Source organism: Dendronalium sp. ChiSLP03b (assembly GCF_034531165.2).
GTDB lineage: Bacteria > Cyanobacteriota > Cyanobacteriia > Cyanobacteriales > Nostocaceae > Dendronalium > Dendronalium minutum.
Window position 1 is genome coordinate 14,936 of sequence record NZ_JAVRBR020000012.1, and the last position, 19,942, is coordinate 34,877.

Below are 19,942 nucleotides of genomic sequence, written 5' to 3' on the forward strand. Positions count from 1 at the left end.
AATATTTATTGTTTTTCCAGGCGTACTACTGCGTTATAGTCTGGGACACCTTCAAGCGATCGCTTAGTTTTATCAAGTAGTATATTTCCTTCTGGCCAATGTACTTGCAAGTTGCCTGATTGAATAGGTGCAATATATACTTGCCCCTTATACTCTCCCAACCCATTCTTGAGAATTACCGCATCACCATCTTTTAAGCCTAACTTTGCTGCATCAGACGCATTCATAAGTACCGCCTCACGTACTGCCCCAGTAATTGCGTCCTTGCGTTCCTGCACCATACTATTAAACTGCTTGCCTCGACGCGTTGCCACTAAAAAACAGCCCTCTGGTAATTCTTTCTTGGGTGGTAACAATGCTCCAAAGTGTGCTTTACCGTCAGGTGTCGGGAAGTTCCAGCCAAAACACAAATGTGCCCCGCCATACTGAAACTGATCTCCTGCTTGCTGCAAGTGTTGAATGCCAGCATACTGAGGAACGACTTGGGCAATTTCTTGGCGCATAGCGGCTGTATTAGCAAAAGCTAACTTGTCTGCCAAATCTGGTCGCACCCGCCTTGCCAACTCCAAAAACACTTCCCACTCTGGACGCGCCTCTCCAATGCGTAAGCCTGGAATTTCGGGACTAAAAATCACCCGACGTTCGGTATTAGTTTCTGTCACCCCTCCTGGTATTTCATAGCGAGTAGTGGCAGGTAACAACACCACTGTTTCCGCAGGTTCCACCAACATCTGGCTGGAAAGGACAATATCTATATGTACGCGTAACGGTATATTTTTTAAAGCATCTTCTACATAATCTGGTTCTGGCAGTACTTCTAGGAAATTTCCTCCCACAGAGAACAATACATCTAACTGTCCTTGATGTGCCGCATCAATCATTTCTGGTGCGATTAAACCCTTACTTGCAGGTACTTCAAAGCCCCAAAGTTCGCTCAACTGGGCAGCATTATCTGAGTTAATGGGTTTGCCACCAGGAAATACTGTCGCATAGCATCCCATTTCTGCACCACCTTGTACTCCAGAGTGACCGCGAATTGGCATTAAACCGCAGCCTTCCCGACCGACAAAACCTTTAGTGAGGGCTAGATTAATGATACTTCGGACATTATCTTCGCCACACTCATGCTGGGTAATTCCCATACTCCAGACAAATACAGCTTTGTTGGCTTCTGCAACCATTTTGGCAAAGGCATACATATCATAACGAGAAGCACCAGAAAGTCGTTCTAGTTCTTCCCAAGATTGGTTTTCTAAAGAAGCTTTGAGTTCCTCAAAACCAATAGTGTAGCGATCGATGAATGACTGGTCTACCCAGCCGTAAGCAATTAGATTTTTAATTGTGCCATTTAAAAATGCTATGTCCCCGCCAGCATTTACTAAGAAAAAGTCTTCCGCAAACTTAGTACCAAAAAGGGCACTTTCGACAATTGAGGGCACCCAATATCGTTCCATACCGGGTTCGCGGTAAGTATTAATTACCACAATCTTTGTGCCAGCTTTCTTAGCGTAGTGGAGATATTTGACGGTGACAGGCTGATTGTTGGCAACGTTAGAGCCAATGAAGACTAATAAATCAGTACCAATCCAGTCTTTATAAGAACAGGTGGTAGCCCCTGCACCAAGAGCAGCTTTCAGCCCCGCTGTACTAGGAGAATGACAGATCCGGGCAGCATTATCAATATTGTTACATTTCATTGCCCGCACAGCTTTTTGAGTGGCATAGTAAGTTTCGTTAACGGTGCCCCGACTAGTAATGTAGAAACTCAGGCGGTCTGGTGTAGTAGCGCGGATGCGAGTAGCAATAACCTCTAGAGCTTCATCCCAGCTAACACGACGAAAGCCTTTTTCCCCTCTTTGACGAATCATTGGATAGGGAAGCCTTCCCAAGTCGCGTAATTGGGCACTTTTTTGCTTTTGCAACTCACAGACATCTTCCAGTAAGACAGGATCGAAAGCTGGCATGGTATTCATCCGCAACAACCGCAGCCGAACATTGCAGAGATGAATGCCATCTAGCGTCCAATCTTTCATTCCGGTTGTTCCTAAAGCGCAACCATCACAGACACCTTGATTCAGGATGTTCCATGCATAGGGCAGCTGGTCGCGGGACAACCAGATTGCCCGAAAGACTTCCCAATAGTTATTCGGGTACTGTTCGCCAATACCAAAGGGCTTCCAACTTGCCCAATGCTGGGGTGTCCAATGTTTCTTGGGTTTAGGCAACATAATGAGGCGCAGAATTTAATTGTTAATGATAAAAATAATATTTAATTTAAAACGGTGTCTTTAGTTCAAATAGTCTGTTTGAATCGCAGATTTCCTATTGAACTATCCTATACCTCCTTGACATAAACTCACTCAGATCATCATTCTTGTTTATAGTCTAATACGACGTTAGTGAATCAGCGTATATAAGTAGATGAACAAAAATATTTACAGTCATTGCGAGGTTCGCGTTTCGTACCCCTGCTCTTAAGCAAGCTACGCGCAACGTCTGCGACAAAAGAAGAGAAGCGAAGCAATCCCAACCCTTGCGATGTACTTACCAAATTATGAAAGTATGTTATGTATTGTTTCAGTCTCACACGGTCAAGTCGTGGAAACAGCCTGTGTCATATCGCATCCGGCTAAAGACTTATCATAAAGACCGCAGAGGGTCAGGGGAGCAAGTTTTGAGTGAGATTCTAGTTGTCAAAATTTGTAAAGATTTAGAGATACCTTTACTGTAAAAATGTTGGCTGTTGGTGATGATGATTTTAACCCTCAACTAGCTGACGTGCAAACTCTGTAGCCTCGGCTGGTGTCGAGATTTTACCCTCAGCCTGTGCTACTGCAATCTCTGTCAGTAGCTCACCCACTAGTGGCGAAGCCGGAATATTCAATGCTATCATTAGTTCTTTACCACTTACTAGTTGAGTGGGATGAGCGACCAGATCATCAGGGTTCAGGTAGCGGCGTATCAAAGGTGCGTAGACGCGTAGCGACTTGTTGCCAGACATCGCCTCTACCAGAGTATCATCTACCAAGGCTAACATTACTATAGCCCCAAATACAATACCCGCTTCTTGGAACAAAAAATACTGTTCTCGCAAAGACATATTGGCTAATTTTAGCTGCGGGAACAGTCTCAGGGCAGTGGTGACAGCACGAATTTCTGCACGGCTATAAGTGAGTTCTTGTAGTTCTGTTTCTGCCACTTCTGGATTTGGGTGAACAAGACAAGCAAGTTTGGCAATACCTAACCAAGTAATTTTGACTGTATCACGTACATATTGTTCTAATTCCACCCCTAGTTGCGGCCAATTTTCTGTAAGTAAGGTGACTGCTATGTCAACCGCGGCCAGTTTTTTGAAGCTTTCGATTGTAGCATTTTTGAAGAAAGGTGCAATTAAACCATCTTTTCCAGCACTTACCATCCAAAGAGTGCCTTGAGGACTTGCTAGCAAATAGCCAATTTCTACCCGCACTCGTTCTGCTGCTACTTTAGTTATGTGTGATGCTAAAGAACGAATTGCTGTTTGGGTGACTGGCTCAATGGTAAAACCAAGTTGAGCTGCTTGGCGATAGGCTCGCATTAACCGTAAAGGGTCGTCTTCAAGGTTAGCTAGTGATACCATTCGCAACAGACGCTGTTCTATATCTGCATAGCCTTGTAGAGGATCGATAAATTCTTGGGTGTGAGGATTGTAAGCGATCGCATTTACTGTAAAATCTCGTCTGTGCAAGTCAGTTTCTAGGCTATCTCCTTCTTGTTGAGCAAAGTCAGCTGTGGCGTGGGGAAATACTACACGAGCAATTTTTCGTTCGGGATCGAGCAGTACAAAACCAGCTTTGTAATGCCGAGCGATCGCTCTTGCTACCTTGACTGCATCGGATGGTATCACAAAATCTAGATCCAAATATTCGCGAGTTCTGCCAAGGATAGCATCTCGCACCGCGCCACCTACCATATAAGCTGGTTGTGGCAACCATTCCAACCTAAAAGGCCAATTTTCGGGAGCTAAAGTAGAAGGAACTGAGCCATGCATTGTAATAAAAATCAACCTAGTAGCTAATGAATAAAGGTTGGGCTTAAGCTAGATTAACAATAAAGGTTCCTGGAGTTGGTTCTATTATGTGTATTTGCGTGAACTGCCACTATGTAGACCGCTGTGTAACCTATCATGCCGTAGAAACACAGCACCAACAGCCCCACTTGACTGAAACCCCCAATTTTGATCCAAATGAACCTTCGATTAATGTTAACATCCGTACTAAAGAGGATGTGATTGAAATGGAATGGGATGTTGTTGGCTGTCTGAGTTTTAAGCAGGAAATGGGTAAGTGGTCGAAGTTACGTCCCGGTGAATTAGTACCGACTTGATAGATTATGGGTGTATCTTCAGGGCGACTACTGCCGTTGGATGTAGTAGTCGTAAATTATTTTTGTGATTCTCAGATAGCTATTATATGGTTAAATAGATTGCGTAAACTTTAGAAAGACAAATATTTTAACTAACGTTGATAACTGAACTCGAATATCTCACAGCCAAAAAATACACTTTGTCACTACACACAACTACTCCAGAGTTGGGTTTAGCGATTAGTAATTTTGCTGGTGAAACTCGTTCTGATGTTTGGAATTTAGGTCGTGATTTATCTAGTTATGTACATCAATATTTAGTTGACTTCATCCAACCACAAACTTGGGAAGATTTGGCGTTTATTGCAGTAGCAAAAGGGCCTGGTGGGTTTACTGGGACTCGCATTGGTGTAGTTATTGCCCGCACTTTAGGACAGCAGTTAGCTATTCCTGTATTTGCTATTTCTACTTTGGCAGCAGTAGCTTGGATGGAAGAAAGCAAAAGTAAAAAAGGACAAGCTATTGCTGTGGAAATGCCAGCCCAAAGAGGTAAAGTTTTTGCTGCGATTTATCAGCTTACGCCAGATAGTTCTGGAATCACAGCCTTATTACCGGATACTGTATTGACACCAGCAGCATGGCAGGAAACTTTAGCTAATTGGAATACTGATTATCAGCTAATTGAAGCAAAATCAGGTTTAGCAGCAACAGTGACAAGTGTCTTAGAACTGGCTTATGTAGAATGGCAACAAGGTCAGCGTCCTAATTGGTCAGAAGCTTTGCCATACTATGGACAACATCCAGTAGAAGTTTAACCATCTTCTGTCACTTTGGGAAGATAAAAATACTATATTATTCCAAGTTGTTATAACTGTTGGGCTACCAAGCGGGCAAATAACCCTTCTTGCACAATCAGTTCCGAGAAAGTACCTACCTGCACTACACGACCAGCGTCAATAACATAAATGCGGTCAGCATGGCGAATTGTGCTGAGGCGATGGGCAATTACTATACGGGTAGCGTTTAACTTAGCTAAACTTTCAGTGACGATCGCTTGGGTACGGTTATCTAGGGCACTAGTAGCCTCATCCATGAGGATAATTTTCGGCTTTGAGACTAGCGATCGCGCAATCAATAATCGCTGCCGTTGTCCACCTGAAAGATTAGTACCTCCCTCACTAATCACAGTGTGCATACCCATGGGCATTTGCTCGATATCATCAGCCAACCCTGCCATGCGTGCTGCTTCCCAAGCTGCTTCTAGCGATACCAAAGCTTTGACAGTAATGTTGTCTAAAATCGAGCCTGACCCAATTTTGCCATTTTGCAGTACTACGCCCAACTGTCTGCGGACACTTTGGAGATCCAACCCTGCCAAGTCTTTGCCATCATAGTAGACGCTACCTGTCAATGGAGTTTCAAATCCCAACAACAAGCGAAATATCGTTGATTTCCCACTCCCGGATGGGCCAACAATGGCGATAAATTCCCCTGGTTGTGCATGGAGGCTGACATCATTCAAAGTTAATGTTCCATGCTCAGAGTAACGAAAGCTGACACGATCCAAAGCAATGCGACCAGTTAATTGACCGGAGTTGGCTTTGGTGGAATCAAATTCTGGCTGCGATCGCCAAATCGGCTCTGCCCTTTCCCAGACTGGTACAATACTCCAAATATCAGTTACGGTATTGCTCAGGTCAGTCACTCCCTTGATAAAAATCGCCAAAGCATAGTTAAAAGCGACAAATGTGCCTAGGGTGAGGCGTGTATCCAACAACAGCATGGCAAAGCCAAATAGCAGCACAGAACTTACCAAAGGCAGTGCTTCGTTAAATATAGAAATCCCATCTTTAATCTGCTGCCAACTTGCCTTCAATCGGATCTGTTGGCTGTACTTTTTTGCCCAAGCTGCAAATGCCCTCTCTTCTGCCATTGCCACCCGCAGCTTGGCGATACCGTTGATTAGTTGGATGGTAAGTCCATGGATTGCACCATCTAATTCTTGCTGTTTTTGCGATTTCTTCACTAATAGGAAGCTAGAAACAGCCCCAACCACAGCAGCAAAGATTGCTAAACCCACCCCCACAAAAGCTAGTTGCCAACTGTAAACAAACATCAGTACTAAGTTGAATAAGGCAAAGACACCACTCAACAAAGTCCTTTGGGTGGCATCGCTGAGTTTTTGATGGATTTGCTTCACAGCCAGCACGCGATTAACCAAATCTCCAGAAGTATACTGCCGAAAAAAACCCGGACTTAATCTCAGCAGCCGATCCCAAATGGCTGGCTGCAATGTACTGTTAGTCGCACTTTCGACTCGTAAAGTAATAATGTTTTGGGCGATTTGAAAGGCTAGCTGCCCAAAAGCTACTGCAAACAGAATTAATCCTATCTGCCACAATAAGATGCGATCGCTATCAGGAATGGCATGATTAATTAAAATTGCCGTTGCTTGCGGTGCGACCATTCCCAATACCGTGCCGATTATTCCCACCACCAAAATACTGGCAATGTCTTTTTCATAACCCTTGACTCCAAACCGTAGCAGGTCAAAGGCGTTATTTACACTTGGTGGTAACGGAAGATACAGAATGTAAGCCGACTGTTTCAGTGTTTTTGCCACTGACTGATTTACAGGTGTGCGAGTCCGCGCTATTGGGTCAAAGACGATATAACCCCGGTCGTCGGGCAACAAAGCCACTGGTCGTTCTAATTGTGTGTAAGCTAACAACGGCCCTTGGTCTTGATGCCACCAGTTGGTTGTCAAAGTGATACGCCTAATACGAATTTGCGACGAGCGAGCGATCGCTTCTACTGGGTCAGGAACGGTACTTAAATTTTCTGCTGGGGGACGAATTTTTATACCTAGTGTCCGTCCGATTGCTCCTAGCGCCACCAACAGAGGCGGCCCTTCGGGAAAGAATACCGTCTCTGGCTGTGGTTGCAAGACTGCCGCCAACTCGGAGAGTGCCCCCTCTACTATTTGCTGGTTAAGTTGCTCTCGTTCTTGAAATCGACGCAGTTCTGCCTCTGCTTCTTGGTTCGCTAACAAACTGAAATAGTAACAGCAGTAAGTATGTAAATTTGCTATGCCTGTAAGTATTTCCTCGTAATTTACTAAATCTGTCGTTGATAAAATCTGTCCCACAACCGCATTTTCTGCCTCCAGCCACATTCCACTGGTAAGCAAAAACGCTGGTGAGGCGGCATTCAGCGTGAGTTCCGCAATTCCCTGCCAGCGAGTATTACCTTGCTGCAACTTCACCCAAGCAAGTGTTTTTGGTGACAAGACTAATGCTTCACCAGCCGATAAGGAAAAATCACGCTTGTTTACTTCCACAAGGTTTAATGGCGTTGCCAAGCCTATTGGCTGGGTACTAAATGATTGACCTAAGTGGTACGCCCAACCTTCTAAAAATTCTATTGCTTGAGGGTCAGCTTTTGCTATTCCTTTCACCAAATCAGTTATTGATATCTGGCATAATTGTGAGGGTTCAATTGCGATCGCTACAAATCCCCATTGTCCAGATGCACTAAACAACGCCCCGCCTGCGCTGATATGAAATAGATAACGACGATTTTCCTCAGGTGAATGATTGTTGACTCTAGTTGCAAATACCGCCATTTTTCCAGATTGGACTACCCACATTATTTGTGGGTCATTCAATAATAATGTTTCGTTTGCCTGAAGAGAGTGTGGTTTGGGAAAAGGATTCACTTGAGGGAAAATCAATGTGAGTTCGACAGGTGGAAAAAGATATAGAAAAACTATTGTATCCCGGCTGAATGTAAGATTGACTTGCCAGACTTGTATATACAGCAGATTTCAAGTTGGTGAAGCAGCGCAGTGAGTCCAGTGCGGTCTTGGGGTTTCACGCCACTCCCCACCCTGCGGGAAGCCGCAAAGCGTCTACAAGTCGGGAGACCCGCCCACGGGGGTGGCTCCCCAAGTAGAGCAACTGGCGATCGCTATATCATCAAGATTTAAGTAGGTAGACATAATTAAACGTAAAATGCCAACCAGTAAAATCAGCTTGCTGAGTAGCTTTTACCTTTTGCTTTCTACTTAATTGGTAATTGCCATCATCCAGGTGAATTGCGATCGCCTACTTACCAGTTCTTACCTAATAGCGTTTCAAATTCAGCTTGTAACGCCGCAATATCTGCCACCCTTGCCACTAGTATATTCTCTTGACCAGCATCATTTAAACGTGCTTTCCAATAGCGAGTAGTTTCTGCATTATTTAACCAAAATTGAACTACGGTATCTATCACTTGCTCAGAATTCCAACCCCACTTAACTGGTACTGGTTCTACAGTTTCTATCAATGCATCCAGAGTACATTTCTGTGTTCCTAAATACTCTACACCTTGGTTATATGGTTTTTGGATGTTTTGCTGTTGATTATTAAAAAAATGCCAAATTGGAGACACCCCTACAATGTCAAAAGTATATTTCATCTCAGTCCTCCCAAATGGTAATTAGTTGTACAGAAAACTTATATTTTTAGAAAAATTATGTCTGAAAAAACATCCACATGTCATCTGATAAAAGTATAATTCCCACCTATGTCATAGGAATTAAACTTTGTTCAAAAATTAGCACTTACTAGCCTTGAGTGCTAATTTTTATTCAATTATATTGATGTATTATTAAAAAGTTTCAAGCATTAATTCAGGGGCGTAGTTTATTTTTAATAATTTTTTAAGTTTTGCACTTACAGATGGTAAAGGTGAAGTAGCGGCTTTATCTGCTGCCTGTTTGTGGGCTGTGGCTTCGGTAGTTTATGGTATTGTGGGGCAGCGTATTCCACCGCTACATCTAAATTTGATTAAAGGAATAGTTGCTATCGCTTTGCTTTTGTTCACAATCTCGCTCAGTGGCGAATTCTTTCCAAACCTTGCACCTCTGCCTTTGTCTTTACTCTTGCTCAGTGGTGCTGTGGGCATTGGCTTGGGTGATACAGCTTTCCTGGCTGCGATTAATTATCTGGGGGCACGTCGCGTTTTACTCATAGGAACCCTTGCCCCTCCGATGACTGCGATCGCAGCTACGATCCTGCTTCAGGAACAGCTAAATGTCAGTGCTTGGTGCGGCATTTTGCTGACTATTCTAGGAGTCGCTTGGGTAGTTACAGAAAGAGTTCCCAGTACAAGCGATAGTTCCACAACGCACCTATGGCGAGGAATCAGCTATGGTTTATTAGCAGCAATCACAAACGCCGCTGGAACAGTTATCTCTCGTGTAGCATTTACGACTGCCAATATTTCACCGTTATGGGCTGCTTTGTTGCGTTTGAGTGCAGCCGTCTTAGTTATTTTAGTGTTGGTATCGTTTTCACAACATAGGGATCGGACATTATCCTATCCCTACTGGCGATCGCAACGAGTAATTCTAGCGAGTTGCTTTGCTGCTTTTTGTGGAACCTACTTAGGAATTTGGCTACAACAGACAGCAATTAAACTCACGCCTGTGGGAATTGCTTCAACACTGATACAGACTAGCCCTCTGTTTGTGATTCCTATTGCTATCTACATGGGTGAAAAAGTAAGTTGGAGAGCGATCGCAGGTGTAATAATAGCGATCGCAGGCATTGGATTATTGTTTTACTTCAAGTAGTTGTTATGGGAGAGCGATAGTTGGCGATGTGTTTTATGATAACAGCAAAGAATTTATCAAATTGACCAACCGAAAAGATACTATAACAGAGGTGTAATTAATGGTGAGCTAATTGCTAAAAACCAACTAGCAATTACTGTGCCAAACAAGCCAAAAATTTGTCGTCTTTTCAAAGAAAAATCGTACTTAAATAAATTCTTCTTCAAAGGATTGACGCTTGGTAGGATTATACCAAGCGTTAATCTAAATATGTACCAACCAAATTGGTAACATTATGCCAAGAAAAGAACAAGGATGGATTACATTTCAAACATCAGAAGAGGAGCGAAAACTTCTAGAGGAGTTCTGCCAGCAATCTCAGCGAACTAAGACTGAAATTCTGCGGGAATTAGTGCGTGGCCTCAACAAGCAGCACACAGCACCTGCATCGTCACCAACCATGCAGGTGGAAAAAGAAAATGCTTCTATTCCTGAGTTAGAAACTACTAGTCCAAAGAAACCACTAAAAGTTAGCTCACGCAATATTCTCAAGGGAATTGTTAAACGAGTTGTCACCGGCTCTGTAAATAGTGAGGTGACAATAGAGGTTGTTCACAGAGTTGAGTTAACCTCGATTATCACCAGAATGTCAGCAGAGGAGTTACAACTTTCTGAGGGAACAGAAGCTTATGCAGTGATCAAATCTAATGATATCGTCATAGCAAGGGAATAAAGATGAGTTGATTTAATCTAAGTGCTTTTTTGTTACTTTGTCACAAGTTTGTACTAAATTGTTGTGAGTGTTAGTGGTCGTACATCACAAAAACATAAATGTGACTTTTGCATCCATAAGTAACAGCAACAAATTGAGTTTACTCATCTCAATTTATAGAATAGACAATTTCCGTATCGTATTTTCCTTAAACTATAGCGGTTCTTGACTGCGTACGATAGGCTCTGAAGTTAAGAGTCAGGAGAACTATGCATTCTGGCTCCTGACTCTTTTAATTTGGATATTTTTCATTTTCACGCGATGCCTACGTAAATATATACACTGAATACCGAGCGGAAAACAGTACAAACTTCTTCACTATTCCTTCATATTTGTAAAGCTGGTATAAAACTTTTCTACATAAAATCTTTTCACTTGTTTTTTTAGTGTCATTAATTTAACTTAAATACTTGGATATTATGCATTAGTAAATAGTCAGCTTGTAGTTATCGACCCCATAGTATAAGACTACCAAAGCCTGGTATCAGGTATTTTACCTGATATAGAAATCCAAATCTGGAGTACTGACTGCGATGGTGCAATTGGGTCTGCAATTTTTAGACCCTTCATTGAGTTAGATAACGTTACCCCGCAAGTGTTGAACAACGTTCATAACTTCACATTCTAGATTTCTCCTAACCGCGCCTGCGCTTGGGGAGACTTTTAACTGTGTTTTTTCTTGATTTAGCTCACTCCTAAACAATATAAAATCTCATGATTACCATAAAAAATTCCGTTCTCACCGCAGGTACAGCTAGCTTATTGAGTCTGGGCAGTTTAGCGCTAACTAGCCCAAGCTACGGTTTTAGCCTTAATTTAAATTCTTGGCAGACAATTGGTGATGTCAACCCTATCTCATCAACTCAGGCTACGCTCAACTCAGGCTCTTTTTATACAGTACCTACTGGTGGTGGTGCGGGTTCCCTAGAAGATTTCCTTAGTCTTACTCCTGGTAGCTTAGACCCCGCAACCTCAATCTTTGGTGCTACCCAAGGTTCTGCAATCAAGCAAACTTTCACAGATATCAAAGTTGGAGATGTTTTGCGCTTCGATTATTCTTTCTTGACTAACGATGCTGATAGTGCTTTTGTAACGATTAACAATTCAGTCATTGCGTTGACTGCAAGCACTCCTTTTACCTATTCCTTTACCTCTGCGGGCACTTACAATGTCGGCATTGGCGTTGTCGATGTAGACGATACGATTGGTGCTTCAAAATTGATAGTAAGTAATGCAAAGTTAGACGCAGTTCCCGAACCGATTACTATTCTGGGTTCTTTGACAGCGCTAGGTTTTGGTGTCAGTATGCGACGGCGTTTTGGTCGAAAAAATTCGGCATCTGGTGGTGCTTAAAGGTGGAATTACCAATGAGTGGGATGTGAATTCAAAATTATCAAAGTTCGCACATGCAAGTTTGAATTCTCGACCACAGTACTGAATATTACCAGCATGAGGTGATGTCTCCGGGTGCGCCAGTCACTCATGAAGGAGACCCTCAAGACTGGGCTGGTTTAACACTGCGCGTCTACGCGATCGCCAATCAGCAAGTACGTAGACGCACAGGTGCTTGTCAGAGATATCGCCTCTGGTATTTTTTAACATGTGTTTAATTTGGCGATGAAGGCGATCGCCTCAATAAATCTTTATAGCTTCCATCTTCCTACAGATAGATTTTACCAGCTCCGCAGCACACTTACACTGACACCAACAAAGTATTAAAATCACCATACTAAAAAATCAACTTATGGAAAATACTCACCAATCACAATTGCTGACGGCGAAAATTCCTCAAAATCGCATCGTCTTTATCGATACCACAGTCGAGGATTATCAAAGCTTAGTAGCAGGTGTACTAATAGATACAGAAGTCATCATCTTGGACGCTGACCGTGATGGGGTAGAACAAATTAGTGCATTGCTGGCTCGACGCTTTGGAGTCAACACCCTACATATTGTGTCTCATGGCGCACCGGGACGGGTGTACTTGGGCAAGACAGAACTGGGGCAACACAACCTTAACAGCTATGCTGGTCAACTAATAAAGTGGGCTGAAGCTTTGAGCGTAGATGCTCAGGTGCTGCTGTATGGTTGCAATGTTGCTCAAACCGGGTCAGGCAAAGCATTTGTGCAACGTCTGAGTGAACTAACTGGCGCTACAGTGTTGGCATCTGATGACTGCACTGGTAGTGCGACACTGGGGGGAAACTGGGAATTAGAAGTAACATCCAAAGATACTAGTGCTGTCCTTGCTTTTGAGTTGGCAACTTTGTCAGCCTATGGTTCAGTGTTGGCTAAACCCTACCTAGTCAAAGACATTAAACCAGGGTCTAATAGTTCCTCTCTCACGGAAGCCATAAATGTCAACGGTACTCTCTATTTCATTGCTGACGACGGCATCTATGGTAGAGAGTTGTGGAAAAGCGATGGCACCGCCACTGGCACTGTTTTAGTCAAGGACATTTATACTGGCGCTAATTACTACAATGGTCACTATGATTTGACCAACGTCAACGGCACTCTCTATTTTGCTGCCGATGATGGTCTCGGCTATGGGTTATGGAAAAGCGATGGTACTACTGTTGGTACTGTGCAAGTTGAGCGTTTCGGCTACTATTATTCCGACTCACCCTCTCTTAACTTACTGACAAATGTCAACGACACCCTTTATTTCAATGTTAGTTTCGACAAATTCAACATACGATTGTGGAAAAGCAATGGCACAGAAGCAGGCACAGTCTTAGTCAAAGATCTCAACCCTGATGGTGGTTTTGGCACTGATCCTGGTTTGACTTTGATCGCATCCCCAGTAAACTCCAGCGGCATCTTCTATTTGAGAGTAGTTGTCTACCTCGATGGAGGCCCGTCTGAATTGTGGAAGACCGATGGTACAGAAGAAGGTACAGTCCTGCTAGTCAAAAACATACCAAGCTATGTTGAGTCTGGGTCATTCTGGTATTCCCAACTCATAAATGCTAACGACACAGTATATTTTAATGCTGGTAGTGGTTACGCTTATGAGTATGGCGATATTGAATTGTGGAAAAGCGATGGCACACAAGCGGGTACTGTCCAGGTTAAAGACATCAATCCAGGATTTATGAATAGTTCCAATCCTGGCTATTACACCTACGTCAACGGCACTCTCTATTTCTTTGCTGACGATGGCACTAACGGTAGAGAATTGTGGAAAAGCGATGGTACTAATGCTGGCACAGTGCTAGTTAAAGATATCAACTCAGGTTCCAGTAGTTCTAATTATGACAACAGTTATAATTCAGCTTCGACCCTGACCAACATCAACGGCATTCTCTATTTCTTTGCTGACGACGGCATCCACGGTCTTGAGTTGTGGAAAAGCGATGGCACCACTGCTGGTACTGTCCTGGTCAAAGACATCAACCCAGGAACTGGTAGTAGTAACAATGGCAGCAATATTTCCGACTTTTTCAACGTCGATGGTATCCTCTATTTTGCTGCTGATGACGGTACCCACGGTTTAGAGTTGTGGAAAAGCGATGGCACTACTGCTGGCACTGTCCTAGTCGAAGACATCAATCCTGGGTCTGGTAGTTCCAGTCCTGATAACTTGACTTACGTCAACGGCAAACTTTACTTCAGTGCCGATAACGGCATCAAAGGTAAAGAGTTGTGGGCATTGGACATTATCCCTCCTGTAGTCAGCCCGATTATCAGCATTACCGCCATCGATGCTAACGCTGCTGAAGCTGGTAGTAACCCAGCTATCTTCCGTATCAGCCGCACTGGCGATACCAGTACTGCGTTAACTGTCAAATATACTATTAGCGGCACTGCTAACAATGTTAGCGATTACAACCAACTTACCGAGACTGTCACCATTGCTGCTGGTGAATCATTTGTAGACCTTACCGTTATCCCAAAAGATGATATTTACAGGGAAGGCAGCGAAACAGTGACTCTGACTCTATTTGCCCAGCCTGACTATGCTGTAGATACATCTTACGTTGCCGCTAGTGCGATCGTTGCTGATGATGCTAGCACCGCAGTAGTAGGTCAACCATACCTAGTGAAGGATATTCTGCCTGGTAATGGTAGTTCTCTTTCTGATGGATTTGGCCCTCGACCCTCCGGTCTGACCAATGTCGGCGGTATCCTGTTTTTCACTGCTAATGACGGCACTAACGGTAGAGAATTGTGGAAGAGTAATGGTACTAATGCTGGTACTGTATTAGTCAAAAATATTAGCCCAGGAGCTGCTAGTAGCTTTGGAGATTACGACGGCTCTGGTTTGCTGAACAACATTAACGGCGTTCTCTATTTTGCAGCTAACGTTATAGGTGACGATGGTGTCTACATTTCTGATCAATTGTGGCAGAGCGATGGTACAGCAGACGGAACCTTTGCTATCCCAGTGTCTGGTGGTTATCTTTTTATTCGCTCTGACTTCAGTCAGGCCAAAGTTAACGATATTCTTTACTTCAACGCTTACGACAGCACCGACGGTGGAGGGTTGTGGAAAAGCGATGGTACTGCTGCTGGTACTGTCCTAGTTAAAAAAGACATCAGTCCTTACAACCTGACCAATGTCAACGGCACTCTCTATTTCGTTGCTAACGATGGTAACAACGAACAACAGTTGTGGAAAAGTGATGGCACGGAAGAAGGCACTGTCTTAGTTAAGGACTTCAATAGTGATTTATCTTTCGAGAATCTGACAAACGTTGACGGCACTCTGTTTTTCATTGTTGGCGATATCAACGGCTATCAGTTATGGAAAAGCGATGGTACAGAAGCGGGTACTGTCAGAGTCAAAGACATTAACCCAAAACCTAATTCAAACATTTCTGCTTTCTCCAACTTTACCAACTTCAATGACACCCTTTATTTCATTGTTGACGACGCTGCTTACGGTAAAGAATTGTGGAAAAGCGATGGTACAGAAGCAGGTACTGTCGTAGTCAAAGACATTAACCCAAGCTCTGCTATTTATTATGACGACGATAACACCACTAACCTGATTCAAGTCAACGATACTCTCTATTTCTTTGCTGATAACGGCATCAACGGTACAGAGTTGTGGAAAAGTGATGGTACAACTGCTGGTACCATCCTGGTCAAAGATATCAACCCAGGTTCTGGTAGTTCCACTAATTATTACATCCCTCCTGACAAGTTTGCTATCTCTTATAGCAATGAGCTGATTGATGTTAACGGCACTCTCTATTTCACGGCTAATGACGGCACCCACGGTATTGAATTGTGGAGGAGTGATGGTACTACAGAAGGTACTGTCCTGGTTCAAGATATTAACCCAGGCATCGGTAGTTCTGCCCCCTCCGACCTGACCCTTGTCAATGACACCCTCTATTTTAATGCTGACGATGGCATCCACAGTTTTGAGTTGTGGGCATTGAACGCAAACCCAACCCCAGTCGTTCCTACAGTTAGCATTACCGCCACCGATCGCAACGCCGTTGAAGCTGGCAATTACCCAGCCACCTTCCGTATCAGCCGCACTGGCAATATAGATACTGCTCTAGCTGTTAAATACACTATTAGCGGGAGTGCAAATAATGGTAGTGACTACACTCAACTTACGGGTATTGCTGGCATTGTCGCAGGTCAATCTTTTGTTGATATCACTATTAGCCCAGTGGATGATGGGTTAGCTGAGGGCAGTGAGACTGTGACTCTCACCCTTGATACAGGGGATGACTATAGCATAGATACATATCAAGTTCCTGTAAGTGTCACAATTATTGACCAATTCAATGTAATCAATGGTAATGGCAGCCGTGACCCCTTAACTGGTACTGATGGCAGCGATCGCATCATGTGCGGTACTGGTAGCAAAACAATTACGGGCGGTGCGGGTAATGATGAGTTTGTTTACACCAGCATTCGCGAAGTTGGTCATCGCATCACTGATTTTACTGTTGGTGAAGACAAAATTGTACTGACCCGGCTGCTTGATAGCCTTGTGGCTAGTGGTTACAACGGCAGCGATGCTATATCCGATGGTTATGTGCGACTGGTACAAGGTAGTACTGCTAATAGTACTATTGTGCAAATTGACCGTGATGGCACATTTGGTAATGCTGTCTTCAGACCATTCATTCAGTTAGACAACGTGACTCCACAACAGATGGATAACACCAATAACTTTGTGTTCTAAGTTTGTTCGCTGATGCTATTTGCTTGAGGCGATTTCTTGTGACTCGCCTTAAGGCATTTTTTACCTATTTTTAGCTTTGGGCTAACTAAGTATAATCTGCGTTAAAATTTCACATAAAGTGTATATTTTTAAAATTAAAATTCTAAGGCTATAACAAGTTGTTCCATAGCTGTTTGCAGGCTACTAACTTAGCATCTGCCAGCAAAGAGCGCAAAACCAAGCAGATACCCTGCCTAAGAGATAATGACTGAAGTACTCCAAATCGGCAACCGGACAATCAACGCTAGTGAACTGATTCCTTTATTAGCCAGTTACCAAATGCTGCCGCAATTGCTGCGGGAGTTAATTATTGACGAAGCGATCGCACCAATAGAGTGTACCCCAGAAGAAGTAGCCTACGCTCAAAAGCAGTTTTACACCGAAAAACAGTTGACACAAGAAGCCGACATTCAAGCATGGATGGCATATCATGGTCTGAGTGCCAGTCAATTAGAAACTCTGACTCTTCGTAAGTTAAAACTGGAAAAATTCAAGCAAGCTACTTGGGGTAACAAACTGGAATCCTATTTTTTTCAGTCCAAGGCAAAACTCGACAAAGTGATTTATTCACTGTTGCGAACCCAAGATATAGGCATTGCTCAAGAACTTTACTTCCGCATTCAGGCAAAAGAACAGTCTTTCGCAGATGTCGCACGGGAATATTCCCAAGGGCCAGAAGCCCAAACAGGTGGGTTAGTCGGGCCAATTGAATTGAATTCACTGCATCCAGCAATGGTGCAACTGCTTTCTAGCAGTCAACCAAATCAAGTTTTACCCCCGACTCGTATCGCTGAGTGGTTTGTGATTTTGCGATTGGAGAAATTTATCCCCGCACAACTAGACGAACCTATGAAAGTGCGCCTGATGAATGAACTATTTGAAACTTGGCTACAGGAACAAAGAAAGCAAATCGCGCCTTTGCCAACTGAATCGGACATAAACCAAGTTGCAAGTTAATAGATAGTCCTCAGTCCCCAACTAACTAAACTGCTGAGCATAAAACCGTGCATAGCGACGCTCAAGTGTTAATAATTCCTCATGTGTTCCCGATTCGACAACTTGTCCCTGTTCCAGTACTAAAATGCGATCGCATCGGCGCACTGTACTTAAACGATGGGCAATAATAAATACTGTTCGGTTCTGCATCAGTCTTTCCAGTGCTTCTTGTACTAGTGTTTCTGACTCAGAATCTAATGCAGATGTCGCCTCATCCAAAATCAAGATTTGCGGGTTAAGTAGAACAGCACGAGCGATCGCAATTCTTTGGCGTTGTCCACCCGATAAATTGACTCCCCGCTCACCTACCCAAGTCTGATATCCTTCGGGAAGTTGGGTAATAAACTGGTGGGCGTTAGCAATTTTCGCCGCTGCTGCAACTGCTTGCATATCAAAATTATCTTGTCCAAAAGCGATATTTTGGGCAATAGTTCCAGAAAACATGATAGTTTCTTGAGGAACAATCCCAATTTGTCGCCGCAGACTATGAAGGGTGACATCCCGAATATCCACGCCATCAACTAAGATTTGACCAGATGCCGCATCATAGAAGCGGGGCAAAAGATTTACAAATGTGGTTTTACCAGCACCAGATGCACCCACAAGAGCGATCGCTTCACCTGGTAATGCCGACAAACTGATATCTTTTAAAACGGGTTCACCCGGTTTGTAGGCAAAGGATACATGATGATATTCTACTTTGCCCAAGACTTGCGGTAAGGCGATCGCGTTGGGCTTTTCTATGACAGTTGGTTGAATTGCCATCAATTCAAAAACTCGGTCAACTGATGCTTCACCCTGCTTAAACTCGTTGTAATTGTTAGTAGTGTGACCAATGGGGTCAATTAACAATCCGGCGGCGGCCAGGTAGCTGAAAAACTCTCCCACTGTCATATTGCGTTGAGCAATTTGCCAGGCTCCCACCATGAGTAACGATAACGCACTCAAGGCTTCCAAAAATCCCACTATCGGAATTTGAATTGCTTTTAGCCTTTCTGCTGAGTATTTCGCTTGAAAACTACGTTCTGCCTCATAGCTAAACCGAGCAATTTCATAAATTTCCGCAGCAAAAGCTTGTACAAGACGGATACCGCTGAAAACTTCCGTGAGGATTGCCGATAAACCAGACACGCGATTTTGACTTTTAAGGGAATACTTGCGTAACCGTTCGCCAAACCAGCCAATTAAAATCCCCATGAGTGGTGCAACAATGACCGTGGCTAGTGTCAGTTGCCAATTCAGGTAAATCATGTAGATGGGAATTGCTACCAGCTGCAAAACGCAGGGGATAAAGTCGTGAAATACTTTATTTACCACTTCCCCAACCCGGTCAACATCTTCTGTGAGACGGTAAGATAAATCACCTGCCTTTGCCGTTTCAAAATAGCTTAAATCCAGCTTTTGGAGGTGGGTGTATACCTGCTTGCGGAGATTAAAAGCAACTCTCAAAGCAGCTTTCGCCATATAAATATCTTGTACAGACTGAAAAAAGCCGCGCACAAGAAACACCAAAGCTAAAATTCCAGCCAGTTGAGCGATCGCTACTACATTACCTTGTCCGAAGGGAGTTGCCAATTTACCCGCGAGATTAATCAAGGTTAACGTCGCTAGCACATATCCCAAGATGCCAACACATCCCTTAGCGATGTTTGACCACTGGGGTCGAATATAAGGTAGCAGTTGCCAGTAATTAGAACGGGTTTTCAAGCTGTAATGTCCACAAAAATATTTTCCTTTGTTTGACGCTATCAGCTTTTGCGTAGTTTCTCTACATATATATTGGGGATTGGGGACTGGGGATGAGGGAGTGTAGTAGAGGAGAGTTAAAACTTGAAGCTTCAGGCTCAAAGGCGCAAGTTTCAGGCTCAAAGGCGCAAGTTTCAGCCTCAAAGGCGCAAGTTTCAGCCTCAAAGGTGCAAGTTTCAGCTTCAAAGACTCAAGTTTCAGCCTCAGAACCTCAAGCTTCAAGTTCAAAGCCGCAAACTTCGACTTCAAAGGTGCAAACTCCAACCTCAAAGGCTAAACTTCCCTCTACAAC

Annotated in this window: 13 protein-coding genes; 8 read left to right on the plus strand and 5 right to left on the minus strand. The window is 43.6% G+C overall.

Annotation, left to right across the window (positions count from 1 at the left end; genetic code table 11):
* Positions 1–5: 5 nt before the first annotated feature.
* Both RMY31_RS02185 and RMY31_RS02190 read right to left on the minus strand, forming a co-directional pair.
* The gene (locus RMY31_RS02185; protein ID WP_322658959.1) at positions 6–2,228 is read right to left on the minus strand and encodes an FdhF/YdeP family oxidoreductase; all 2,223 of its coding nucleotides are present in this window, start codon (positions 2,226–2,228) and stop codon (positions 6–8) included.
* Positions 2,229–2,758: 530 nt separating this feature from the next.
* Positions 2,759–4,030, minus strand: coding sequence for a CCA tRNA nucleotidyltransferase (locus RMY31_RS02190; RefSeq protein ID WP_322658958.1), 1,272 nt, complete (start codon positions 4,028–4,030; stop codon positions 2,759–2,761).
* Positions 4,031–4,116: 86 nt separating this feature from the next.
* On the opposite strand from RMY31_RS02190, the gene RMY31_RS02195 reads away from it, so the two are divergent.
* Both RMY31_RS02195 and tsaB read left to right on the plus strand, forming a co-directional pair.
* Positions 4,117–4,365 carry a Ycf34 family protein gene (locus tag RMY31_RS02195; RefSeq protein ID WP_198125284.1) on the plus strand — a complete coding sequence of 83 codons (249 nt, stop codon included), beginning with the start codon at positions 4,117–4,119 and terminating at the stop codon, positions 4,363–4,365.
* A 137-nt stretch (positions 4,366–4,502) separates the two neighbouring features.
* The gene (gene tsaB, locus RMY31_RS02200) at positions 4,503–5,159 is read left to right on the plus strand and encodes a tRNA (adenosine(37)-N6)-threonylcarbamoyltransferase complex dimerization subunit type 1 TsaB (protein ID WP_322658957.1); all 657 of its coding nucleotides are present in this window, start codon (positions 4,503–4,505) and stop codon (positions 5,157–5,159) included.
* A 50-nt stretch (positions 5,160–5,209) separates the two neighbouring features.
* On the opposite strand, the gene RMY31_RS02205 is transcribed toward tsaB, so the two are convergent.
* On the minus strand, positions 5,210–7,969 hold the full coding sequence (locus RMY31_RS02205; protein WP_322658956.1) for an NHLP bacteriocin export ABC transporter permease/ATPase subunit: 2,760 nt from the start codon (positions 7,967–7,969) through the stop codon (positions 5,210–5,212).
* 485 nt (positions 7,970–8,454) lie between these two features.
* A complete protein-coding gene (locus RMY31_RS02210; protein WP_322658955.1) occupies positions 8,455–8,805 on the minus strand; it encodes a hypothetical protein in 351 nt (116 codons plus the stop codon).
* Positions 8,806–9,034: 229 nt separating this feature from the next.
* On the opposite strand from RMY31_RS02210, the gene RMY31_RS02215 reads away from it, so the two are divergent.
* The 6 genes from RMY31_RS02215 to RMY31_RS02240 all read left to right on the plus strand — a co-directional run bounded on the left by RMY31_RS02215 (position 9,035) and on the right by RMY31_RS02240 (position 17,865).
* Positions 9,035–9,964: a DMT family transporter gene (locus RMY31_RS02215; RefSeq protein ID WP_322658978.1), complete on the plus strand. Its 930-nt coding sequence runs from the start codon at positions 9,035–9,037 to the stop codon at positions 9,962–9,964.
* A 274-nt stretch (positions 9,965–10,238) separates the two neighbouring features.
* Positions 10,239–10,676 (plus strand): molybdopterin-binding protein, encoded by a 438-nt coding sequence (locus RMY31_RS02220; protein ID WP_322658954.1) that lies wholly within the window; start codon positions 10,239–10,241, stop codon positions 10,674–10,676.
* A gap of 753 nt (positions 10,677–11,429) precedes the next feature.
* Positions 11,430–12,068, plus strand: a complete 639-nt coding sequence (locus RMY31_RS02225; RefSeq protein ID WP_322658953.1) for a PEP-CTERM sorting domain-containing protein — start codon at positions 11,430–11,432, stop codon at positions 12,066–12,068.
* 104 nt (positions 12,069–12,172) lie between these two features.
* Positions 12,173–12,325, plus strand: coding sequence for a hypothetical protein (locus RMY31_RS02230; protein ID WP_322658952.1), 153 nt, complete (start codon positions 12,173–12,175; stop codon positions 12,323–12,325).
* Between the two features lie 134 nt (positions 12,326–12,459).
* The gene (locus RMY31_RS02235; protein WP_322658951.1) at positions 12,460–16,869 is read left to right on the plus strand and encodes an ELWxxDGT repeat protein; all 4,410 of its coding nucleotides are present in this window, start codon (positions 12,460–12,462) and stop codon (positions 16,867–16,869) included.
* A 243-nt stretch (positions 16,870–17,112) separates the two neighbouring features.
* Complete coding sequence (locus RMY31_RS02240; protein WP_322658950.1) at positions 17,113–17,865, plus strand: peptidylprolyl isomerase; 753 nt, start codon at positions 17,113–17,115, stop codon at positions 17,863–17,865.
* Between the two features lie 21 nt (positions 17,866–17,886).
* On the opposite strand, the gene RMY31_RS02245 is transcribed toward RMY31_RS02240, so the two are convergent.
* Complete coding sequence (locus tag RMY31_RS02245; RefSeq protein ID WP_322658977.1) at positions 17,887–19,611, minus strand: ABC transporter ATP-binding protein; 1,725 nt, start codon at positions 19,609–19,611, stop codon at positions 17,887–17,889.
* Between the last annotated feature and the right edge of the window lie 331 nt (positions 19,612–19,942).